Raw genomic sequence first — 22,172 nt, 5'->3', positions numbered from 1 at the left:
CGGCATTTTTTATTCTCAGAAGCTTCGAGCAACTAAGGCATTAAATCGACTCAATACCCATATTGTATAACGTAAATGCATACACGTCTGTGGTGAGGTCAATTTGCTTACTCAGCGGCATCCCTGCACCATGACCAGCATTGACATCAATGCGTATTAATACTGGATTAGCGCCTTGCTGCTTGTCTTGCAGCTCCGCAATAAACTTGTACGAATGTGCTGGAACCACACGATCGTCGTGATCGGCAGTTGTCACCAATGTCGCAGGATACTGCACGCCTTCTTTTACATTGTGAACAGGAGAGTAGCCAAGCAAGTATTGGAACATCGCTTCGCTTTGTTCAGACGTGCCATAGTCATACTTCCAGCCTTCTCCAGACGTAAACGTGTGGTAACGCAGCATATCAAGCACACCCACGGCTGGCAGCGCCACCTTAAATAACTCAGGACGTTGCGTCATACACGCACCAACCAACAAGCCGCCATTTGAACCACCACGAATCGCTAGGCGCTCGGAGCTAGTGTAGTCGTTTTCAATCAGGTATTCCGCCGCCGCAATAAAGTCATCAAATACGTTTTGCTTTTGCTGCTGAGTGCCTGCGTTGTGCCAAGCTTTACCGTATTCACCGCCGCCTCGCATGTTGGCGACAGCGTAAATACCACCCAATTCTAGCCAGTTGGCCACATTGCCAGAAAACATCGGAGTGAGGCTGATATTAAAACCGCCATAACCATACAGCATGGTTGGCGCACTACCATCAAGTGCGATGCCCTTCTTGTATGAAATGATCATCGGAACTTGCGTGCCGTCTTTTGAGGTGTAAAACACCTGTTTTGATTCATACTCACTGCGGTCGAATGGCGCTTTTGATTCTTGAAACAGCGTCGATTCACCAGACTCAACATCAAATGAGAAGATCGTCGGTGGTGTCACATAGTTAGTGAATGTGTAGTAAAGTGTGGTTTCTTCTAACTTGCCAGCTAGACCATAAGCCGTGCCCTCTCCCGGCAGTTCAACATCTCGAATCCACTCACCTCGGTAGTTAAACTGCTGCACTTTAGAAAGTACATCCACCATATAAGTCGCAAACAGATAACCGCCACCTTTGCTAATTTCTAACGGCTGTTCTTGTTCAGCAATCACGTCAGTCCATCGTTCTGTTTGGGTGTTATAGCTGACAACTTTGCCGTTCGGCGCATCTAGGTTGGTGTAAAGCAGCAAGGTTTCGTCTTGACTATCAATCAAGTAGGTGTCGCCTTGCGTTGTATCACGAAGCGTCACAATCGCTTGGGACTCAGACTGTAAATCGATATAAAACAGACGATTACCCGATGTGGATTCTGCGCCAGAAATAATGAGGAAGCGATCGTCCGTCGTCGTGGTACCAGACACATAACGGTGAACCTGCGTATCCAACTCACCGAAAATCACTTTATCTTCAGACTGAAGTGTACCAAGTTCATGATAATAAAGCTTGTGATGTTCAGTTCGCGCAGATAACTCACTGCCTTGCGGCTTATCATAGCTTGAGTAATAGAAGCCTTTGCTGCCCAGCCAAGAAATCGACGTAAACTTCGCATCCACAATCTCAGGCTCTAACTGTTCTTTGGTTTCCGCATCAATAACAAAGATCTTGCGCCAGTCACTGCCCCCTTCCGAGATGGAATACGCGACCAAACGATAATCTTTCGAGAAGCTGACTTCGCCAAGAGAGGTCGTGCCCTCTTCAGAGAACGTATTTGGGTCAAGGAAGACTTCGGCTTCTCCCTCGCCTTTACGGCGATACAATACGCTTTGGTTTTGCAAACCGTCGTTTTTGTAGAAATAGGTGTAGTCACCACGTACAAATGGCTGGGAATATTTTTCGTAGTTTTGGCTGTTCGCGACCAAGTCACGGATTTGTTGGCGGTACGGGACCTGACCAAGAAAATCGAAGGTCACTGAGTTTTGACCCGAAACCCATTGTGCGGTTTCTTCGCTGCGATCATTTTCTAACCAGCGATAAGGGTCGGCAATGTCGTGACCAAAGTAAGTGTCCACGACAGAATCTTTACGTGTTTTTGGGTAATGCATAACGTCCGTGTTACTCCGTTGTTTTTATTAAGTTGTTTATTTTCATATCGTTTTATTGCGGTGATTACCTTAGAGCACCCAATATTGATTTCAACGACATTGTTTTAAATCTATGAAGGAACTAGAAATAATGAGATATCGTTAAGTAACGATCACGAATGTGCTCAATAAGCAGTTTCACTTTATTCGGTGGTTGACGAGTAAACGGGTACACCGCATAGATACCCAACTTTTTACCCACTAGTTCAGGAAAAATATCCACCAGTTGGCCATTGCGAATATCGTGATACACCAAGCAGCGCGGGACGTAAGCTATACCATGGCCGCCCAGAGCGGCTTTACGTAATGCGGTCGCGTTATCAGTAGAAAAGCAGCCCGATACTTTGACGATGTAATTTCCGTCTTCGCCTTTAAACTCCCAGTCTGTTGCACCTGTGGTTTGGTAAGCGTATTGCAGACAATTGTGCGTGGTGAGATCAATCGGCTCGATCGGCTTCCCATTTTTAGCGATATATGAAGGGGACGCGCATACCACCCATTGGGAATCGAGAATATGTCGTGCGATCAAACTGGAATCGGCTAGGTAGCCAGTTCGAATGACTAAATCGTAACCATCAGCCACCAAATCGACAAAGCGGTTATCCAATGACATGTCCACGGTCAGACCCGGATGAAGGTTACAAAATTCCGCAACGGCATCAGCAAGTATCAAATCTCCAGAGATACACGGCACGGACATTTTTATGTGACCGCTCACATTCTCTCCAAAGCCTGCAACAGCGTCCATAGCCTCCTGAGTGGCCTGCTTCACATTTTTAGCACTGTGGAGTAACACCTTACCTGCTTCGGTTAAGGTCAATTTACGCGTTGTTCGATATAATAGCTGCGCCCCTATCTCTTCCTCCAACCTTGCCATTCTTTTGCTAACTACCGAATTTGTAAGGTTATTTGCTTCTGCAACCTTACTAAAACTGCCCAGTTCGATTACTTGAGAAAATAGGATTAGGTCGTCTGCTCTCATACGATTATGTCACTTTTGGAATTAATTATTTTCATTATTTCCCTATATCAACAAAAAATAAAGGAGTAAATTCACGCCAAATTAACAAAACCATTACAACAAAAAGTCACCTCTACAGCGGATTGACACCGTTCGAGAAGTCAGCGTACGAAGGATGTACAAATGAGTGAAACCCTACTTGCCCTAGTGGCATTTTCGCCAATTGTTGTTGCCGCCATCTTATTGGTTGGTCTCAACTGGCCTGCTAAAAAAGCCATGCCTGTTGCGTTCGGTTTAACCGTCGCTATTGCCCTAATGTTTTGGGATATGTCAGCCAATCGCGTACTGGCTTCTGTATTCCAAGGGCTAGGCATTACTGTCTCTGTTCTATGGATCGTGTTTGGTGCCATCTTCTTGCTCAACACTTTAAAACACACTGGAGCGATCACCACTATCCGTAATGGATTTACCGATATTTCAGCTGACCGCCGTGTGCAAGCCATCATCATTGCTTGGTGTTTTGGCTCATTCATTGAAGGCGCATCAGGGTTTGGTACCCCGGCAGCAATTGCTGCACCACTACTGGTTGCAATCGGCTTCCCTGCGCTAGCCGCTGTCCTAATGGGCATGATGATTCAGTCAACGCCTGTTTCATTCGGTGCGGTGGGTACACCAATCATCGTGGGTGTAAACAAAGGTTTAGACACGCATAACATCAGTGAGTCTTTGGCTGCACAAGGCGCAACATGGGAAATGTACCTGCAAGATATCACCGCGCACGTTGCTGTGATTCACGCTGTTGTAGGTACGATGATCCCTGTATTAATGGCGATGATGTTAACACGTTTCTTCGGCAAGAACAGAAGCTGGAGTGAAGGTCTGGATATTCTACCATTTGCTTTATTCGCAGGCGTCTCTTTCACTGTGCCATACGCGTTAACCGGTGTGTTCTTGGGCGCAGAATTCCCTTCACTAATCGGTGGTTTGGTTGGTCTTTCTATTGTTGTTACCGCAGCGAAAAAAGGCTTCTTAGTACCAAAGACTAAGTGGGATTTCGAAAGCGAAGACAAATGGCCTGCTGAATGGCTGGGCTCGCTAAAAGTCGATCTAAACGACAATCCAGGCAAACCAATGAGCATCGTAAAAGCTTGGGTACCATATGTAATGCTGGCAGTAATTCTCGTCGCAAGCCGCGTAAGTCCGGAACTGAAAGGCTTTGTACAAAGCGTAAGTTTGTCGTTCAGCAATATTCTTGGTGAGACTGGTGTGAGCGCCGCTATTCAGCCGTTGTACCTGCCAGGCGGCATTCTGGTGTTTGTCGCACTGCTTGCCGCAATGCTACAAAGTGGCAGCGCAAAACCATTGCGTGAAGCGTTTGGCGAGTCAAGCAAAACACTTATTGGTGCGGGCTTTGTCTTGGTATTTACCATCCCGATGGTTCGTATCTTCATCAACTCTGGCATTAACGGCGCTGACCTAGCAAGTATGCCGGTCACAACAGCGAACTTTGCCTCTGACCTTGTCGGTTCTGCGTTCCCAGCACTGAGTGCCACTGTTGGTGCGCTGGGTGCTTTCATCGCTGGCTCAAATACGGTTTCAAACATGATGTTCAGCCAGTTCCAATTCGAAGTCGCACAAACACTGTCTATTTCGAGTGTGATTGTTGTGTCGCTTCAAGCCGTTGGCGCTGCCGCAGGTAACATGATTGCGATTCACAACGTTGTTGCCGCATCAGCCACCGTAGGCTTACTTGGCCGTGAAGGCGCAACATTACGTAAGACGATTATCCCTACGTTCTACTACATTGTAATGACGGGCATTATTGGTTTGGTGTTGATTTACGGCCTCCAAATGACGGATGTCTTGATGAAGTAACGCGAAACGCAGGGTTTGTAGCCCTGCCTAATTTGACACAGCTGTCAGCACTACTACCCCGACATGTTGATTTAGCTTGCTACATCAATCCCCCCGTCAGCTGTGTCATCCTTTCCAATTTGTGTAACTGATTGAGTGATTTAACAAAATTTTTCAATCAATTATGTAAATGAGTTACCAACATCACCAGTTCAAACGTAAGTGAACCATAGGTAACTATACTCATTTTGATGCCTTCACTGCTTTGCGATGAAGGCTCAACGAAAGAGCAAATTGCTCCACAACTTTGCTTAGAATAACCGCTAGGACACCATTATGATTATCTCAGCTTCTACTGACTACCGCGCTGCCGCGAAAGCCAAACTTCCCCCGTTTCTATTCCATTATATTGATGGCGGCTCTTACGACGAACGCACGCTGAAGCGTAATACTGACGATTTAGGTGATGTCGCCCTTCGCCAACGCGTCCTACGCGATATGACAGATTTGAGCCTAGAAACCGAGATCTTCGGTGAGAAACTGGCAATGCCAATCGCGCTAGCTCCTGTTGGTCTAACTGGTATGTACGCGCGCCGAGGCGAAGTGCAAGCAGCAAAAGCGGCCGAGAAGAAAGGCATCCCGTTTACTATGTCGACCGTTTCGGTTTGTCCTATTGAAGAAGTCGCACCTGCAATTGAACGTCCAATGTGGTTCCAGCTTTACGTGCTTAAAGACCGTGGCTTTATGAAGAACGTGCTTGAGCGTGCAAAAGCAGCGGGCGTCACAACGCTGGTGTTTACCGTTGATATGCCAGTTCCTGGCGCGCGTTACCGTGACATGCACTCAGGCATGAGCGGCCCTAACGCAGCCATGCGTCGTGTATTCCAGGCGATGCGCCACCCAAGCTGGGCACTGGATGTGGGTCTACTTGGTAAACCGCACGACTTAGGTAACATCTCAACGTATCGCGGCGAACCAACAAAACTAGAAGATTACATCGGCTGGTTAGGCGCAAACTTCGACCCGTCTATCTCCTGGAAAGACCTTGAGTGGATTCGTGACTTTTGGGATGGACCTATGGTCATCAAAGGCATCCTCGACGAAGAAGATGCGAAAGATGCGGTACGTTTCGGCGCGGATGGCATTGTGGTATCTAACCATGGTGGTCGTCAGTTAGATGGCGTACTTTCAAGTGCTAAAGCACTACCAAGCATTGCAGATGCGGTAAAAGGCGATCTTAAGATCTTTGTTGACTCAGGTATCCGTACTGGTCTTGATGTGGTTCGTATGCTCGCGCTGGGCGCAGACTGCACACTGCTTGGTCGTTCATTTGTGTACGCATTGGCTGCACAAGGCGGCGCAGGCGTTGAAAACCTACTGGATCTGTACGATAAAGAAATGCGTGTAGCTATGACGCTGACAGGCGCGAAGTCTATCGCGGATCTTTCTCGCGATTCGCTAGTGAAAATCCCATAATCTTTGCAGGCGATTAAAAACAGAAACGAAAAAACGAGCCACAGTTGGCTCGTTTTTTATTGCTCTTCAACCCGATAATTTGACGAGCAAGCTAACTAACTTGGTGAACGTACTCGATCACGACTTGGTTGCCGTCGATAAACACGTTACTGATATCGCCATCCACCGTCACACGATTTTGTAAATAAACCGTACCAGATGCAGATAGATCACGCTCCGTCAAAGACGGAATCACCTGACCAGGACGTACATGTAGCTGCTCGCATAGCTGTTTTACAAAACCTAGCGTCAGTGGAGAATTCCCACGTAACAAGCCAGAAAACTCGTGTAGACTCAAACCAAGGCGCTTCGCCATTTCCATTTGAGTGATGTGCATTTTGGCTTTTTGTGACATCCAGATGTCGTAGAGCGCGTTTCGATCCAGCTCTGTAAATTCCATATCTGCCTCCGCTAATTCAAGAGCCAATACACTCTCACACTTACTTAAGATAAATGTTAGCGATAAGTCAGAGAAGTTATAATTGATCGTTCAAATATCAACGCAAATCGGAGATGGCGAAGCTCCGCACACGAATGGAACGGCGGCTCATCACCCAGTTTCGACCACTCACTTTTCACCTCACGAACTAGCCTACCTCAGGTGATTTAAACATAAGTAAATGATTAAAAGGAAATCACTGGGGTGAAGGAGTAATATCTGCTACCTTTCCTTCCATGGTTCACTAGAAAGAAGTTACATATGTCACAGTGGTTTACCGATTTGCAAAGCTATATTGAAACATCTCATCAAGATTGGAGTGGGAGTGTCCTTTTCATTACACTCGCCAGCTTTATTGCTTGGATAGCTTGGCGACTGATCCGCTCTCGTCTCGCAGTACTAGTAGAGAAAACCCCTTTCCACTGGGATGACATGTTGCTTGATGCGCTAAAAGCGCCAGTCAGTACACTCATTTGGTGTTGGCCAGCAACCGTCTCTATCGGCATCATATTAGAGAGCGAGCTCAACGATAAAATAAACTGGTTAAGCACGCTGAAACTGATTTTGGTGATCAGTATCTTCGTCTGGACCGTTATGCGACTCATTACCAATGTTGAAGAGTACGTCCTAGAACAAAAAAACCGAGATGAAACCACAGTACAAGCGATAGCTAAAGTCGCGCGCTTGTTCTTTATTACCGTCGGAATTCTCACTGTGATGCAGGCGTTTGGCTTGTCACTGTCAGGATTGCTCACCTTTGGTGGTGTCGGTGGTTTAATCGTTGGTTTAGCGGCGAAAGATCTACTATCGAACTTCTTTGGCGGCCTTATGATCTACTTCGATCGTCCGTTTAAAGTTGGCGACTGGATCCGCTCTCCAGATCGCCAAATTGAAGGTACGGTAGAACGAATTGGCTGGAGAATGACCATCATCCGAACTTTCGATAAGCGTCCTCTTTATGTGCCAAACTCTGTGTTTAGCAACATAGTCGTAGAAAACCCATCTCGCATGCTAAACCGACGCATCTACGAAAAAATTGGACTTCGTTACGACGACGCCGAAAAAATGCCGCAAATCATTACAGCGGTGAAAGAGATGCTTAAGAATCACAAAGATATTGATGCACGCCAAACGCTTATCGTCAACTTCGATACGTTCGGTCCATCGTCACTGCATTTCTTCATTTATACCTTCACAAAAACCGTGAATTGGGTGAGATACCATGAGGTTAAACAGGATGTTCTTCTTCAAGTAATTAACATCATTAAAGAACACGAAGCAGATATCGCCTTCCCAACTCAAACACTCAAGCTCGACCCAGTTCAAATGATAAAAGCTGAAGAGCAAGAAGATCACGGCTTCTAATTTCCATCAATACCAATAACAAAGCCCGCTTTATTCAAGCGGGCTTTTTCATTTTTTATTTGCTTGGATTGGTTAATGTTGCATTAACACCATACGAGCATTCAATGGTTGGATGGGACGATTGTTTTCCCCCATCACTGTCGTAAACGCTTTAATCTGCTCAGGGGAAATGGTTTGTGCTTCTTTCATCACTAACCAACGAACCCCTTCAGAGCATGGTGGTGTCGTTAGTGAGCCATTAAAGCGATAATACGCTTTGTCTTTTGGAAGCAACGCATCCGCTTCAAATGGCAATTTAATCTCTACATCTTGATCTTTGCTTGGTATGTTTGCCAGTAACTTCGCTAAATCTGGGTTCGCTTTTCCGGATTGAAAAAACACGGCCACAACCGCCAAATGGCCAGTTGTATCAGCATGCACAAAGTGCGCTTCTAATGGATATTCTTTGCCATCCACATGGTTTTCTGACGGAGTATGGAAGTGGAACTGCTTTAACGTGAATGCATTACCATCAATCAACAGTGTGTTGTCACCCTCTATGCTGGTTTGCAGGGTGTGGCCGTTATTGAGCAATGAGATTGCTTTGCCATGGTAGTCGAACTGTAATTTGTCTAACTTCGCTTCTGCTGCGGAGACAATATTAATTGGGCTTTGGTTTTGACCTTTGGAACATTCAGACGCAAACTCGCCCCAATGCTCAGGCCCGTGACTCCCCTCGTAACCCCAGCTTGCTGCGTAAGCTGTTCCTGTAAATACCAACGCCAAACCTAGAGCTGCCAGTGACTTCTTCATAGTTTTCCTTATTCCTTCAAGTTAAATGTTGTGAAAACAAAACCATACTAATCGCACAGAATTAAGCGGGAATAGAGTGAAAACTATGATTACAAAAGTTTTTTGGAATAGATGCCTCTAGTTATGCAATTGATATGATGCTCAAAATTGAACATCAACGATTATCGAGTCGGTATAAGTGCCAGCCGGTGGGGTGGTTTGGCTTGTTATTATCTCTGCGCGATAATTGAAGTTCTGCGGAGTGATGCCATCGGGAATGGTGTCACCCGTATCCACATCGCTCTGTTCACGACGTTCAGAACCAGTCCCCCCCCACCGCTCCGTCGATGAGGATTTATAGATTTCATACTCCAAATAGTTACCGCCAAATGCCATGCGTCGTTGGCCTCCGGAGGCATTCACACCGTCGTTTAAACCAATGGTAAAAGCACTGTTCTTGGTACAGGTTAATGATATAACCTGACTGACAGGGTCAAAACCTGCCACCAATGGTGATGAACCAAAATTTATATCTGGTGCCGTGATCATACAATCGGGAGTGACTTCCAACTCTACCGTAATCAAGCTTTGTGCATTGCCTGTTTCTCGCCCAAGACATACGCCTCCAACTCCAATTCCTGAGCAATAATTCCAAATCCAAGACACCGTAATTTGGTCTCGATAAGTCCCTGCTGAGAGATTACTACCAGCTCCTGTCCGGGCATAAAGCGGAAATTCAGCTTGAGTGCCAAATAAACCTAGTAAATCGAGCAGCCCAATTTCAAAAAAATTGTAAGTTTGGCCAAAAATGTACTCTTGCGAAAGGCTTGGGTCTCCAAAAATCTGATAGCTAAGTTCCGAACTGATATCCGCCGCATTAAGCAACCGCCCATCGTTAGCGCTGTTAAACGTTGCAGACACATAATCGCCACTCAACAAAGAAACAAGTGTAGAAAAGTCACACGTTATCCCTGCGTGAGGCTGGGCTGAGCTCTGTTGCTGAATAGTTGAAACGGTAAACGAGGAAACGCTTCCAAATTGAATCAAAGGCGTCGGCGCAGTGAGCTCACAAGCCATGTTACCGGACGATATAAAAAGAAGAAAAAACCAAAGATAACGAGAATACCGACTCATAATTGTACCTCTGCTTTTTGCTCTTTCGTGCAGACTTGTTTACCTAATGTCTGTATCTTCTCGCTCCGTGTTTGATAGAGTCCCGTTATAAACACTTTACATGGTGGAAAGCCTTCGGGGTAAAAGATAATGTACTCACCTACATTACGCCCCTCAAAATACGTTACTCCATCCCAACCAATTTGCCCAACCACTCCAGTATCTGATTGACCATAAGTTCCTAACGGCAAGTAGGCGTCATTTTCATCAACAACCTCCATACTTAACGCAACTTGCAAAGCTATTGGGAACTCGAGCAAATAGCCATACCCAGAATGTATCGACGCGTATTGTTCTGTTGTTGGGAAAAAAGCATTGGCAGGTAATCTAAGCGGATCAATTTCATATTTTGCGGTGTAATATGCCATTGCCCAAGGCACAAGTAAGTAACCGTCATCATCAGTCAATCCAACAACTTGATTCTCATATTTGACGGGCACACCTTCAAAACCGCTAGTACTGACAACAGCGAAACTATCATACACATTATTTGCAGGGAATATTTCACCATCGAGTGACGCAACCGAACCCGACATTTCGGCAAAATAATCGTAATTACCACTCGTCCCATTTAAGCCCGCTCGGAACTCCGCCCAAGAGGCTCGGTAAGTAACATCGGCCTGCTTTCTATTGTCAGGCTTTTCATTAATATCATGCGCTAAGTTGATTCCCCAACCACCTCGAATCGGCGCAAGTCGACTAACACTAGCACGGCCACTAAGATGACCATCGCTTTCACGCTTCATGGTTAATCCCGCACTACCAGAGAAGGCGCTCAAAGGTAATGAGAATTGTGCTAACGTAACGGCCTCCCCACCGATGTTTCGATTAAACGATAATGACATGTTGATATCGAACGGAAGCGAGCGGCTGTAAGTTACATTAAGTATTCTCGATCGAGAGTCGGTTTGCTGAACATCAAAGTATCCCCCTGATAACGAACCCCACTCATTCAGCCGGGCGCCAACATTTATCTGAGAGACATGCCGAGACAAATTCTCTCGCTCGTTAGTGTTGTCACTTCTCAAGTTCTCTGGTGCTTGGGAAAGCGTGTAAAATCCCTCGCTCTCAACTTGGGTACGAGCGGAAAAGCTAAACATTCGAGATTGATAACTATAACCAACTGAATAGGAACTCGCTCTCTGCTCATAATTGCTAAACCTTACCGCCCCATCAATCGTTCCCATATTGAATAGGTTGGTAACAAAACCGACTCCCGCAACAATTAAGTCATCTTTCGCTTCGGTTTGTGCCTCCAACGTTAGCCAGTTTGTCATTCCGTGCCTCGCAGCTGCGACAACAGCACCATCGCCATAGTCATTTGAAGCATTGCCATAGTTTCGGCGTAAAGCACCAAAACTGGCGTTGTAAGAGGTGTAGTTAGCCTTCAGCAAGTTGGCTGAAAGGAAAAATGGACTGGTCATTGCAGTCCGCCTTCCCTGGGCATCCGTTGCAATCACTGTCGCTTCACCAGCTCCCGATACCATTGGAATATCATTGATAACAAACGGTCCCGGCCCCACAAACATTGAATCGGTTTTTAATCCGTTTACAAATAAATCTAACGTCGTGGGAGCAGTTACTTCGCCATAAAATGCAGGTAAAGGTGCGGTAACCACATCTGGACGCATAGAGAAGTCATGTGAGAGTTGAATACCAGCCATTCGAACTGGTTGACTCCACGCAAGGGGCCTCACAATGTAATCCCCTACTTCAAAGCGCAATCGACGACTTTGATCAACATATTCGTACCTCGTGTCGAAGCGTGTATATTTATTACTTTGTTGCGCTTGAACGTCTCGATGAAGGTTAGATTTAAATATTCCCGTCGTAGAAAGTACGCCGAATTCAGAAAAGGCTCTCAATTCGTGGTTAATAGATACTTCTTTTTGACTACTTTCGTGATCATAAACACCAAACATACTGTAATTAAATAACCCACCAGTTCCGAATTTAGCGGGGGAAAAACGCCTCCTGTTCTGCGCAGAAAAGCGTTGCATCGGCAACCAATTCGGAGGCACTGTGATTGATAATTGCAGTGACGATTGCAAATAATCGACCTCTACACCCGATATTGATGTTATGTCTAACTTCTCTTGGGTTCCAGGTAATACATCCGCGACCACGCCAGCAGACAGTAAATCGTCTCTATACACGAAGTAACGCTGGCCTTTACGTTCAACATCCGCGATTAAACCAGTCGGTCGTTGATTAATGACTAGTTCTAACGACAAATGAATATTTTCAAAATTCTCATAAGAAAAGTTTTCAGGACTAGGTAACTGCGATAAATGGGTCACTACGTTATCGCACCAACCCACGCCAGGCGTCATACTGGTAAATAAACAAGATAGATATAAAATCTTATTCATTTTGTTCGAGTGGAATAACGTAACGCTTACCTTCAATATCCGCCTTTACTTTTATATTTTTCATATTGGAGTAAGAAATAGGCCACGTTTTATATTGCTCAGGTAATATATACCCTGCTAACCCTTTCGAAACGATAAAAGGCGATTGGTTTGGTGCGGTCACTGCTAGGTTGACTAATCTGACATAGTGATTACTGGTGTTTTCTATATGAATAAGGTTCTTATCTTTACTCTTTATAATCTTTGCCTGTAGTCCGCTCCAAACTTCATTTGTTCCTTGGGATGGTCTTTTCATCCCTTTACCGTACATAAACAATGGTATGGAATATCTCATTCTCACTTTTACTGCCAGATCATTTTCTTTATTTTCATCTTGAGGCCCTTTAGCTGGCGGGAGTTCATCGATGATAATACGATATGCGTACTCTTTATTCGAAAGCGCCCCATCTTGATTTAATATACGAATAAGTTGCTTGGCACCAGGTGCAATTTTCACAAAAGGAGGCGTAGCTATCAGTTGTCGTTGCTGCGCATATGTATCCTGCCCATCCTTCTGTCCCCACTGAAAAATACGAACCTGCAAATAAAAATCTTCAGTGCCTTGATTAACCATCCAAATTGATGTTGCATTCGATTCAGAAGATATTTTAGGGTAAATAGGCCAAATAAGGAGAGAATTAGCATAGGCCTGTGAAGTTAACGTTGATAAGAAAATAGTGACGAAAACCAGTCTTTTTATTATTAAATCCATTTAATTTCTCCGAAGGTTATCATTTCTTCGAAACAGCACTTACCACTCAAGCGTTAAGGTAAGAGTATCTGTATAAATACCAGCGATTTCATTTCCATTTAATATCGCCTTTGCCCAAATTGGCACCTGAATGTTGTCAGGGTCTTCATTAGTTCCAACAGAATAGGGGGTATCAATGTCTAATACTTGAGAGTGTTCTGCATCTTCAAATAATAAATAATCCACCGTACTCGACTTTTCTGTGTGCTTCAGCTTGCGTACCCCTAGCGAAGCGTTCAAACCACCGTCAATCTTAATATTCATGGCTATGCCAGGGGTACAACTTAACGTAAGCCCACCGTTGTAGGTGATGCTGCCTTCTACTTCCGCAGCATAAATAGCAGAATGTTCACCAAAGTTTAACTCTCCTATTGTTCCAATTTGAGTGTTACTCTCTTCTGTCAGCGCACCATTGATCAGACATCCCGTATCAATGGTCGCTGACACTTGGAAAGTTTCACTCTGCGCTGCAAAAATAGGATAGGAAAAAGTGGCACAGGCGGTGAATAAAAATGCTTTGAGTAATATAGAGTTCACTTACCAACTCAGAGTTACGTTTAGTGTATCAACATAATTTCCTGCGACGCTGCTGGTACCGTATGCCGTGGCGTACAAATTAATGGTCTCTGAATCAACACCATTAAATGTAGAGAGTGCTATAGGGTTACTCGAGGTAAACTGGTTAGAACGATCTGAATCAGTGAAGAGAGTGTAATCCACAAACTCGGATCCGTTGGTCATTGCGTGATTACCTGTCGTCGAACTGGGATCGTTGGCACCACTGACTAAAGAGAAAGTAGGCGTGACTCCATTGCTGCAAAGTATTTCGATCCCCGTACCACCTTCCCCAGCCAAGACTGCTTCTTGCTCAGTAAAAATGGCCGGAACGTCACCAAAATTTAATGAGCCAAAACCAATATTACTGGAACCGTTCACCGCATTGTTGCCATTAATGACACAGCCTTCCACTAAATTGATCGAAACGTCTATCGTACCGCTAATTGTCTCTGCCCTCGTTTGTAAGCTCAACACTGTAAATAACAAGGGAATAATCAAACAAAAAATTTTCATATGAAGCTCCATTTCTATCTCTGTGAACTCTATACAGATGATTGTATTATTAGTTATAGCTCAACAAATAAAACAAAGTGCATATCAAGATTAAAAAGATAAAAAGAAGTCAGTTCATTGTAGTTGTCAAAAGAAAAGCAGTGCTTTAAACCAAGATATTCTTTTAGGTTGGAATATAAAACCACCAATTAACCATATTAAATAAAAGGTCTTTAGTGTATTCTGCATACGTTGAAACACGAAGAAGGCAGTTTTTTCTGAGTTAGACAGCTTTTAGAAACGAAAAGAGATAGGGTGTGAGCTAAATAATAAAAAATCTAAGCGTTTAAAAAACGAAAAAAACGCCCCTTTCGGAGCGCTTTCTTATTTGAGCAGATTATTCCCAATCAAGGATAACTTTGCCAGACATGCCTGAACGCATGACATCGAAGCCTTCTTGGAAGTCATCAATCTTGTAGTGGTGCGTAATAATTGGTGATAGATCCAGACCAGATTGAATCAGTGAAGCCATCTTGTACCATGTTTCGAACATTTCACGACCATAGATACCTTTGATAACTAGGCCTTTGAAGATCACTTGGTTCCAATCAATGCCCATATCTGATGGTGGAATACCGAGTAATGCAATACGACCACCGTGGTTCATTGTGGTTAGCATTGAGTTGAATGCCGCTGGGTTACCAGACATTTCTAGGCCTACGTCAAAGCCTTCTGTCATGCCTAGTTCAGCCATTACATCTTCAAGCTTCTCTTCAGCAACATTTACTGCGCGTGTTACACCCATTTTACGAGCTAGCTCTAAACGGTACTCGTTTACGTCTGTGATAACCACATGACGAGCGCCGACGTGTTTCGCAACTGCGGCGGCCATGATGCCGATTGGGCCAGCACCAGTGATGAGCACGTCTTCACCGACTAGATCGAAAGAAAGCGCAGTGTGTACCGCGTTACCGAACGGGTCGAAGATCGATGCTAGATCGTCAGAAATCTCGTCAGGGATCTTAAACGCGTTAAATGCAGGAATCACTAGGTATTCTGCAAATGCGCCTTCACGGTTTACACCCACACCGATCGTGTTGCGACACAAGTGAGTACGACCGCCACGACAGTTACGGCAGTGACCACAAGTGATGTGACCTTCACCAGATACGCGGTCACCGATTTCAAAGCCACGAACTTCCTGACCAATCGCAACCACTTCACCCACGTATTCGTGACCGACAACCATAGGCACTGGAATTGTCTTTTGTGACCATTCGTCCCAGTTGTAGATGTGTACGTCAGTACCACAGATAGCGGTTTTCTTAATTTTGATCAGAATATCGTTATGGCCAACTTCAGGTTTATCAACCTCAGTCATCCAGATGCCTTCTTCAGGCTTTAGCTTTGATAATGCTTTAATTTTCATAATGTAACCTTAATTAAAGGCCCTATTATCTAGGACCTAGAGTCTTAAATAAGACCCATGTCCTTACCAACTTCGATGAACGCATCAATTGCACGATCTAGCTGCTCACGAGAATGCGCAGCTGACATTTGAGTACGGATACGAGCTTGGCCTTTTGGTACCACAGGGAATGAGAAGCCGATTACGTAGATGCCTTTCTCTAGTGCTCGTTCAGCAAATTCTGCTGCCACTTTCGCATCACCTAGCATGATTGGAATGATCGCATGGTCAGCGCCGCCCATTGTGAAACCAGCAGCTTCCATACGTGCGCGGAAGTGTGCTGCGTTTTCCCATAGACGGTCACGTAGGTCACCGCTCTCTTCTAGTAGATCTAGAACTCGGATAGAAGCGCTTACGATTGCTGGTGCAACAGAGTTAGAGAATAGGTATGGACGAGAACGCTGACGTAACCAGTCGATCACTTCCGCTTTACCAGACGTGTAACCGCCTGAAGCGCCACCCATTGCTTTACCTAGCGTACCTGTAATGATGTCGATACGGTCAACCACGTTGTGGTATTCGTGCGTACCTGCACCCGTTTTACCCATGAAGCCAACTGCGTGAGAGTCATCAACCATGGTCAGTGCGCCGTATTTTTCAGCTAGGTCACAAATAGCCGGAAGGTTCGCCACTACGCCATCCATTGAGAACACACCGTCAGTAACGATAAGAATGTGGCGTGCGCCTGCTTCTTTCGCAGCAATCAGTTGTTGCTCTAGCTCTTCCATGTTGTTGTTTGAGTAACGGAAGCGCATTGCTTTACATAGACGAACACCGTCGATGATTGACGCGTGGTTTAGTGCGTCAGAGATGATTGCGTCTTCTTTACCTAGAATAGTTTCAAATAGGCCCGCGTTTGCGTCGAAACATGATGTGTAAAGAATCGTGTCTTCTTTACCTAGGAACTTAGAAAGCTTCTGCTCAAGCTCTTTGTGGATGTCTTGAGTACCACAGATAAAACGTACTGACGCCATACCAAAGCCGTGTTCGTCCATACCCGCTTTACCCGCTTCAATTAGCGCAGGATGGTTAGCAAGACCAAGGTAGTTGTTTGCACAGAAGTTTAATACTTCTTCACCGGTAGAGATTTTAACAGCCGCTTGCTGCTGAGACGTGATTACGCGCTCTGATTTGTAAAGACCTTCAGCCTTCACTTCTTCAATTTGCTGCTGAATCTGTTGGTAGAATGCAGAAGACATTTGAAATTCCTTCCTGGTTATTTTGGCGAGTATTTACTCGTTTAGAATTAGGTTGAGCCTTTATGTGACGGGCATCACGGGCTATCACTCATCAATTAATTGTAGTGTAATTCAAGGAAGGAAGAAGGATTATCCCTTAAGGTGGAAAAGCATTGATGAATCCAAGGCACGAATTCAATTAATGCTTTCCTATAATATTGTAATAAAAGGAGTTATAGCCCAGTTGGTTGTTTAAGTAGTGCTTCAAAGTCTTTGGCTGGTAACGGGCGGCTATAGTGGAAACCTTGCCCGAACTCACAGTTTAAGTCTTTTAGATAATCGACATGACGCTGTTCTTCAATGCCTTCAGCAACAATCTTAAGGTTCAGCGCTTTCGCCATTGCAATGATCACGTTGACGAGCTCACGATCGGAGTCGTTTTCGAACATATTTTGCATAAAGCTGCGATCAATCTTAAGGCGATCGAACGGAAATTTCTGTAAGTAACTCAACGCAGAATAGCCAGTACCAAAGTCATCGATGGTAAGCTTAGTGCCTAACGCTCTTAAGTTATTGAGCATGTCTAATAGCTCTGAGTCGTGGTTAAAGAGAAGGCTCTCAGTCACTTCAATATCGAACTTATCTGATGGAAGACCAGACTCCTCAAGGCTCTTCTTAATAAACGCAAGTAAGCGATCACAATACCTAAATTGAACACTGGAGAAATTCACAGAAACAAACAGCGGCGTCAGACTTTGCCATTGCGCCGCTTGGCGGCACGCTTGCTGGATAGCGAATTCACCAATTTGATGAATCAAGCCATTTTTCTCAGCAATAGAGATAAACTCTTCAGGATTTACGAATCCGTACTTCTCATCATTCCAACGCATTAACGCTTCTGCGCCAACAATTTTACCACTGCTCAGCTCAATAATAGGTTGATAATACAACTCTAGTAATTGACTAGAGATGGCATTTCTTAGTCGATTTTCCAAATCCAAATAGCGTTGCAAGTCTTGGTTCATATTGTGGTTATAAAAACAGAAGGCATCGCGTCCATCTTGCTTCACGCGATACATCGCCATGTCAGCACAGGCGAGGAGCTGCTCGGCATTATCTCCATCATCCGGAAATACAGACATTCCGACGCTGCTACTCAAGAAGAATTCATGGTTGTTCCATACAAATGGATCGTTAAACGCCGAAAGCACGCTTGAAGCAACGCGCTTCGCGGTGTCGTTGTCAGGTAAGTCAGGAATCACTAATAAAAACTCATCCCCACCAATTCTCGCCAGTAAGTCTGTTTTTCTCGCGACTTGATGCAGTCGTTGAGCACTAAGTTTAAGGATCTCGTCCCCAACAAAGTGACCCATTGAATCGTTAATCTGCTTAAAGTGGTCTAAATCAATAAACATGACCAATACTTTTGAACCGCTACGTGACGCTCTAATCAACTCCAAAGCCAGTCTCTCAGAACCGTAGCTGCGATTAGGCAAGTTAGTCAACGTATCGTATTTAGCTTGGAAGGCGAGTTCTTTTTCAGACGCTTTTCGGCGTTCAATTTCGTTAGTTAGTTTTCGGTTCTGTTGAGAAAGAATGTCTTTTCGCTTTTTCTCTTCTTCAAGTTTAATTTTCAATTCAATTCTATTATTGTTTGTAATGAACGCATAACACAGCGCAATAACAACCATAACAGCAAGAATACTCAAACCGAGAATGAAGATCCGTGATGTGAAAATATCTCGCTCACTCAAAGGCTCAAACCAAGCCATAAGTTTGAAGTGATGTTTTTCAACAGGCACTTCAAAATATATCTTTCCATCAACGGCTTCAGATATTAAATAATTCTCATCTTTATTATGAGAAGACGTTTTATTTATTGTATCCCATACGACCATCTCAACGTCTTTTATTTTGAGCACCATCCGGCTATAACTGTCTTCGTGCTCTTGATTAGTGAGCTGATCAATAACAATGTTTTTATTGAGATCTGCAATTAGAAAGGCAACTGGCTTTCCAGAAAACTTAACTTGCTTAATGACTTGAATACGCACATCGTCGTTATATCGAGTTGCACAAACCTCTTCGGGATGCCCATGTTGAGTCATTAAGGTTTGGATATCCATCTTATGCTCTATGTTGTCTTCAGAGCCCGTCGTGACAATCGTTGTGCCATCACTTCCTACCAGTGTGAGCTTTTTATAGATTTGGCTGCTATTAATTAACTTACCATCTATCTTTTCATCGAAACGACGCTTCAAGTTAATTAAACTCGCTCCTAATCCGTACTCCATTGACATGCCAGAGGCTAAATTAGCAAAGAAGGTTTGTACTGTTTTATCTGTAGATAAATTATCAACATCCTCACTGGCAATGGTAAATAAATTATCGAGTGTGCTTGCGTAGCTTTTTACTTTTAAACCGAGTTCCCTATGTTGGGATTCTTTTAATTTATTTTGCCCCAAACTTGTCACAACAATAAGCATAGCTAAATAAATAGAGACTAATATTGCGCTTATTGCAATAAATTTTTTACTGGATATTTTTTTAACGGCCTTTTTCATCGGGTTTTCTTACTATCTTCTATGAAGTAATCGTTATAAAAGTAGTAAATAGATGGATAGTATTTTTTTACTAATTTTTCGTAGGTTCCATCTTTCTTTATTGAATCTAAATAACGATCAAATGCTTTGCGTAATTCCGGCGAGTTTTTCCGGAATGCAACAGCCATTTTCTGATTTTCGGATACTGGACCAATGACTTTTATTTCACCTGGCCATTTTTCTAATGCAATTAACGTATCGGCGACGTCTAGTAATGTGCTTTCCGCATCATTTTTCATTATCGCTGGCACCATCTCATTCAGAAGACGAGCCCCATCAGGCAGTATGACTTTTGCGCCTGTGTCATATAAGTCATAAAGGTTAGGGTCCAAGCAAGAGTGCTCCAACGCCAACACTTCGCGACCATGAATAAGCTGCTTGACGGTTTTTACATCTTCATCAACCGACCCACTTGGTTTAATCGGACTCAGCGTGGAATCTGTTCTGGAAACTAACCAAACGCCTGACGGGAAGTAATCTTGTGAAAAGTCTAAAACTTCAGAACGCCAGTCAAGAATGGTAACGCCATTTGCGATCAAGTCCCCCTCGATTGGAACACTTTCTCCCACGACGGCTTGCTTATTATGGTATTGAACATCTTGGCCCGTCAGCTTACCGACCATATCGCTCCACTGAGCTGGAACATATTGGTACTTAACGCCCAACGACTTGGCAAAGCCTTTTACTATCTCTACATCTAAGCCAGTCAAGGTTTCCACTTCACCTTGTTCAATATAAGAAACGAAGTTAGCGTACGGCACACCAATATGGCGCAACACTCCGCGATCACGGATCTGTTGTAAGTCGTCTGACCAAGCGGAAGAGGACATAACAGAGGCCGCCATAAGCGCCATCGCCGCTAAAGTTCTTTTGAATGTTTTGACTGACATAATAATATCCTTACCTTTCACAAAGCGCCCAATCATGGGCGCTTGAGTGATAAACAACGATGTTAGAACGACGAGTAATACAAATTCGTCATCGCCACCACGAGCCCTTCAACATCCTGCTCGTCATGGAACAAGTGCGTGGAGATACGGAGTGCGTAAGTATCAAAGTCATCATCTTTATGCAGCTTAAAGCTGGTTGTTCGAATGATGTAGCCATATTCTTCACGCAGACGATCTCTGAATTCAGTCAATATGTCTTCATTCGTCACATCAGAGAATGGGTTAACTGTGGTTAAGCCACTCGTTAAACCTTCCACGTTTGGTGAGTACATTTGGGCTTGTGGCAAGTACTCTTGAAGTAAGGTTTTACACAAACTACCAAGACTTAGAACACGTTCCTCAATGCGGTCACGGCCAATCTCATCCCACATTTTACAGCTATCAACTAACGCTTGTTTAGCAGGATAGTTGTCGTTCCCGATGTACTGCATCTGTAACTGCTTGCCTAAGTAATCCGCATGAGAAAGTGAAGAGTTGATCAACCACAACGGGTTATCACGATCACTCCAATACTCATTCAAGCGATTGGCGTTATCACGTACGTACAAAATACCGGTTGCGCCAGGACCACACTGCCATTTGTGGCCAGAACCTGCATAGAAATCACAATCCATATCATGGAAATCGAGGTCAAACATACCGACAGTATGCGCTCCATCTACAAGCGTAGGCACACCATATTCTCTCGCTAAAGCACAAATGGCTTTGGCTGGTAACGCCGTTCCCGTTTTATAGGTGATATGAGAGAACATGATGAGGCGAACGTTTTGATGCGCATCAAGCGCGTCGCGGAAAGCTTGGATGTAATCTTGTTCAGAAACGTCTTCAGTACCAGTAAATACCGGTAGTTGAATTTCAACAACATCGACGCCAAAACGATGCTTTGCGACGTTCATCGGTGATGTTGCAGCCATATGCTCATGGTGCGTTGTTAGAATCACATCGCCTGGTTCAAAGTGTAAGCCGTTAATGATCGAACATAGACCATCAGTAGTATTGCGGCTGAGAATGATTTCTTCTGGGTTAGCACCAAAGCCAGGCGCTACTTCTTGAACCATCTCAGAGACATAAGGCCAAGAGCCAAACTTGCCCTTCATATCCCAAGGATACTTAGCCACCAACTTGTTGTTATGCTCGTAATCTTGAAGAACTTGTCTTGGCATAGAACCCGTTGTGCCAATGTTCATGTAAGTCGTACGTTTATCCAAAACGAACTGTCGTTGCACTTTACGCCAAAAGCGCTTATCGTGTTTTCTACCTAGCCCGCGGCTGCTCCAATCAATTTTCTGTTCTCGTGCTTGAACTGCGCCCGAGAAAGCGGAAGCACTCACACCAGCAACAACAGCTCCTGTTGCGCCTTTCAGAAAATTACGGCGGCTGCTATTAGTCTGAATAGATTCCTTGTCTTTCATCTTTTTCAATCCTTGTCGGAAATTAGCCATATTATTAATTTTAAGTGCGTAACTATCTGTTACTAAAACATTATTACCCATTAAAACCAGAGTTTAATTTTTTCCTCTGCCATTAAGTGACTTTAGTTCCAATTTTTTATCTTATTTGATGATATAAG

17 protein-coding genes are annotated in these 22,172 nt (G+C 44.3%); 3 read left to right on the top strand and 14 right to left on the bottom strand.

The window, feature by feature from the left end:
* Positions 1-40: 40 nt before the first annotated feature.
* Both MTR11_RS10960 and MTR11_RS10955 read right to left on the bottom strand, forming a co-directional pair.
* Entirely contained in the window at positions 41-2,074 is a 2,034-nt protein-coding gene (locus MTR11_RS10960; protein WP_243327504.1) for a prolyl oligopeptidase family serine peptidase, read from the bottom strand.
* 121 nt (positions 2,075-2,195) lie between these two features.
* The gene (locus MTR11_RS10955; protein ID WP_005375112.1) at positions 2,196-3,095 is read right to left on the bottom strand and encodes a LysR family transcriptional regulator; all 900 of its coding nucleotides are present in this window, start codon (positions 3,093-3,095) and stop codon (positions 2,196-2,198) included.
* Between the two features lie 162 nt (positions 3,096-3,257).
* Between MTR11_RS10955 and MTR11_RS10950 the strand changes: the two genes are divergently transcribed.
* Together MTR11_RS10950 and lldD are read left to right on the top strand one after the other, a co-directional pair.
* Positions 3,258-4,949 (top strand): L-lactate permease, encoded by a 1,692-nt coding sequence (locus MTR11_RS10950; protein ID WP_006741952.1) that lies wholly within the window; start codon positions 3,258-3,260, stop codon positions 4,947-4,949.
* Positions 4,950-5,264: 315 nt separating this feature from the next.
* On the top strand, positions 5,265-6,404 hold the full coding sequence (gene lldD / locus MTR11_RS10945; protein WP_005383962.1) for an FMN-dependent L-lactate dehydrogenase LldD: 1,140 nt from the start codon (positions 5,265-5,267) through the stop codon (positions 6,402-6,404).
* Between the two features lie 91 nt (positions 6,405-6,495).
* On the opposite strand, the gene MTR11_RS10940 is transcribed toward lldD, so the two are convergent.
* Positions 6,496-6,843, bottom strand: coding sequence for a helix-turn-helix domain-containing protein (locus MTR11_RS10940; protein WP_005375109.1), 348 nt, complete (start codon positions 6,841-6,843; stop codon positions 6,496-6,498).
* A 300-nt stretch (positions 6,844-7,143) separates the two neighbouring features.
* On the opposite strand from MTR11_RS10940, the gene MTR11_RS10935 reads away from it, so the two are divergent.
* On the top strand, positions 7,144-8,247 hold the full coding sequence (locus MTR11_RS10935; protein WP_046875767.1) for a mechanosensitive ion channel family protein: 1,104 nt from the start codon (positions 7,144-7,146) through the stop codon (positions 8,245-8,247).
* A 72-nt stretch (positions 8,248-8,319) separates the two neighbouring features.
* Here the strand turns inward: MTR11_RS10935 and MTR11_RS10930 are convergent, their stop codons facing one another.
* The 11 genes from MTR11_RS10930 to MTR11_RS10880 form a co-directional block, all read right to left on the bottom strand.
* On the bottom strand, positions 8,320-9,039 hold the full coding sequence (locus MTR11_RS10930; RefSeq protein WP_243327502.1) for a carbonic anhydrase: 720 nt from the start codon (positions 9,037-9,039) through the stop codon (positions 8,320-8,322).
* A gap of 141 nt (positions 9,040-9,180) precedes the next feature.
* Entirely contained in the window at positions 9,181-10,095 is a 915-nt protein-coding gene (locus MTR11_RS10925; RefSeq protein WP_243328110.1) for a spore coat protein U domain-containing protein, read from the bottom strand.
* A 53-nt stretch (positions 10,096-10,148) separates the two neighbouring features.
* Positions 10,149-12,524 carry a fimbria/pilus outer membrane usher protein gene (locus MTR11_RS10920; RefSeq protein WP_243328109.1) on the bottom strand — a complete coding sequence of 792 codons (2,376 nt, stop codon included), beginning with the start codon at positions 12,522-12,524 and terminating at the stop codon, positions 10,149-10,151.
* A 31-nt stretch (positions 12,525-12,555) separates the two neighbouring features.
* Positions 12,556-13,314, bottom strand: coding sequence for a molecular chaperone (locus MTR11_RS10915; protein WP_046875764.1), 759 nt, complete (start codon positions 13,312-13,314; stop codon positions 12,556-12,558).
* 39 nt (positions 13,315-13,353) lie between these two features.
* Positions 13,354-13,890, bottom strand: a complete 537-nt coding sequence (locus tag MTR11_RS10910) for a spore coat U domain-containing protein (protein ID WP_225461341.1) — start codon at positions 13,888-13,890, stop codon at positions 13,354-13,356.
* Entirely contained in the window at positions 13,891-14,424 is a 534-nt protein-coding gene (locus MTR11_RS10905; RefSeq protein WP_243327501.1) for a spore coat U domain-containing protein, read from the bottom strand. It lies immediately after the preceding gene.
* Between the two features lie 376 nt (positions 14,425-14,800).
* Positions 14,801-15,832, bottom strand: coding sequence for an L-threonine 3-dehydrogenase (gene tdh, locus MTR11_RS10900; RefSeq protein ID WP_005394871.1), 1,032 nt, complete (start codon positions 15,830-15,832; stop codon positions 14,801-14,803).
* A 44-nt stretch (positions 15,833-15,876) separates the two neighbouring features.
* Positions 15,877-17,070, bottom strand: a complete 1,194-nt coding sequence (locus MTR11_RS10895; protein ID WP_005394869.1) for a glycine C-acetyltransferase — start codon at positions 17,068-17,070, stop codon at positions 15,877-15,879.
* A 212-nt stretch (positions 17,071-17,282) separates the two neighbouring features.
* A complete protein-coding gene (locus tag MTR11_RS10890) occupies positions 17,283-19,613 on the bottom strand; it encodes a putative bifunctional diguanylate cyclase/phosphodiesterase (RefSeq protein WP_243327500.1) in 2,331 nt (776 codons plus the stop codon).
* Complete coding sequence (locus MTR11_RS10885) at positions 19,610-20,542, bottom strand: transporter substrate-binding domain-containing protein (RefSeq protein WP_005394865.1); 933 nt, start codon at positions 20,540-20,542, stop codon at positions 19,610-19,612. Before MTR11_RS10885 ends, MTR11_RS10890 begins: the two co-directional genes overlap by 4 nt.
* Before the next feature lie 62 nt (positions 20,543-20,604).
* A complete protein-coding gene (locus tag MTR11_RS10880; protein WP_085342558.1) occupies positions 20,605-22,014 on the bottom strand; it encodes an aminotransferase class V-fold PLP-dependent enzyme in 1,410 nt (469 codons plus the stop codon).
* Positions 22,015-22,172 lie beyond the last annotated feature (158 nt).

Origin of the sequence: Vibrio sp. CCB-PB317 (assembly GCF_022808245.1) — a bacterium.
Lineage (GTDB): Bacteria > Pseudomonadota > Gammaproteobacteria > Enterobacterales > Vibrionaceae > Vibrio > Vibrio diabolicus.
This window is presented reverse-complemented; position numbering and strand designations above follow the sequence as displayed.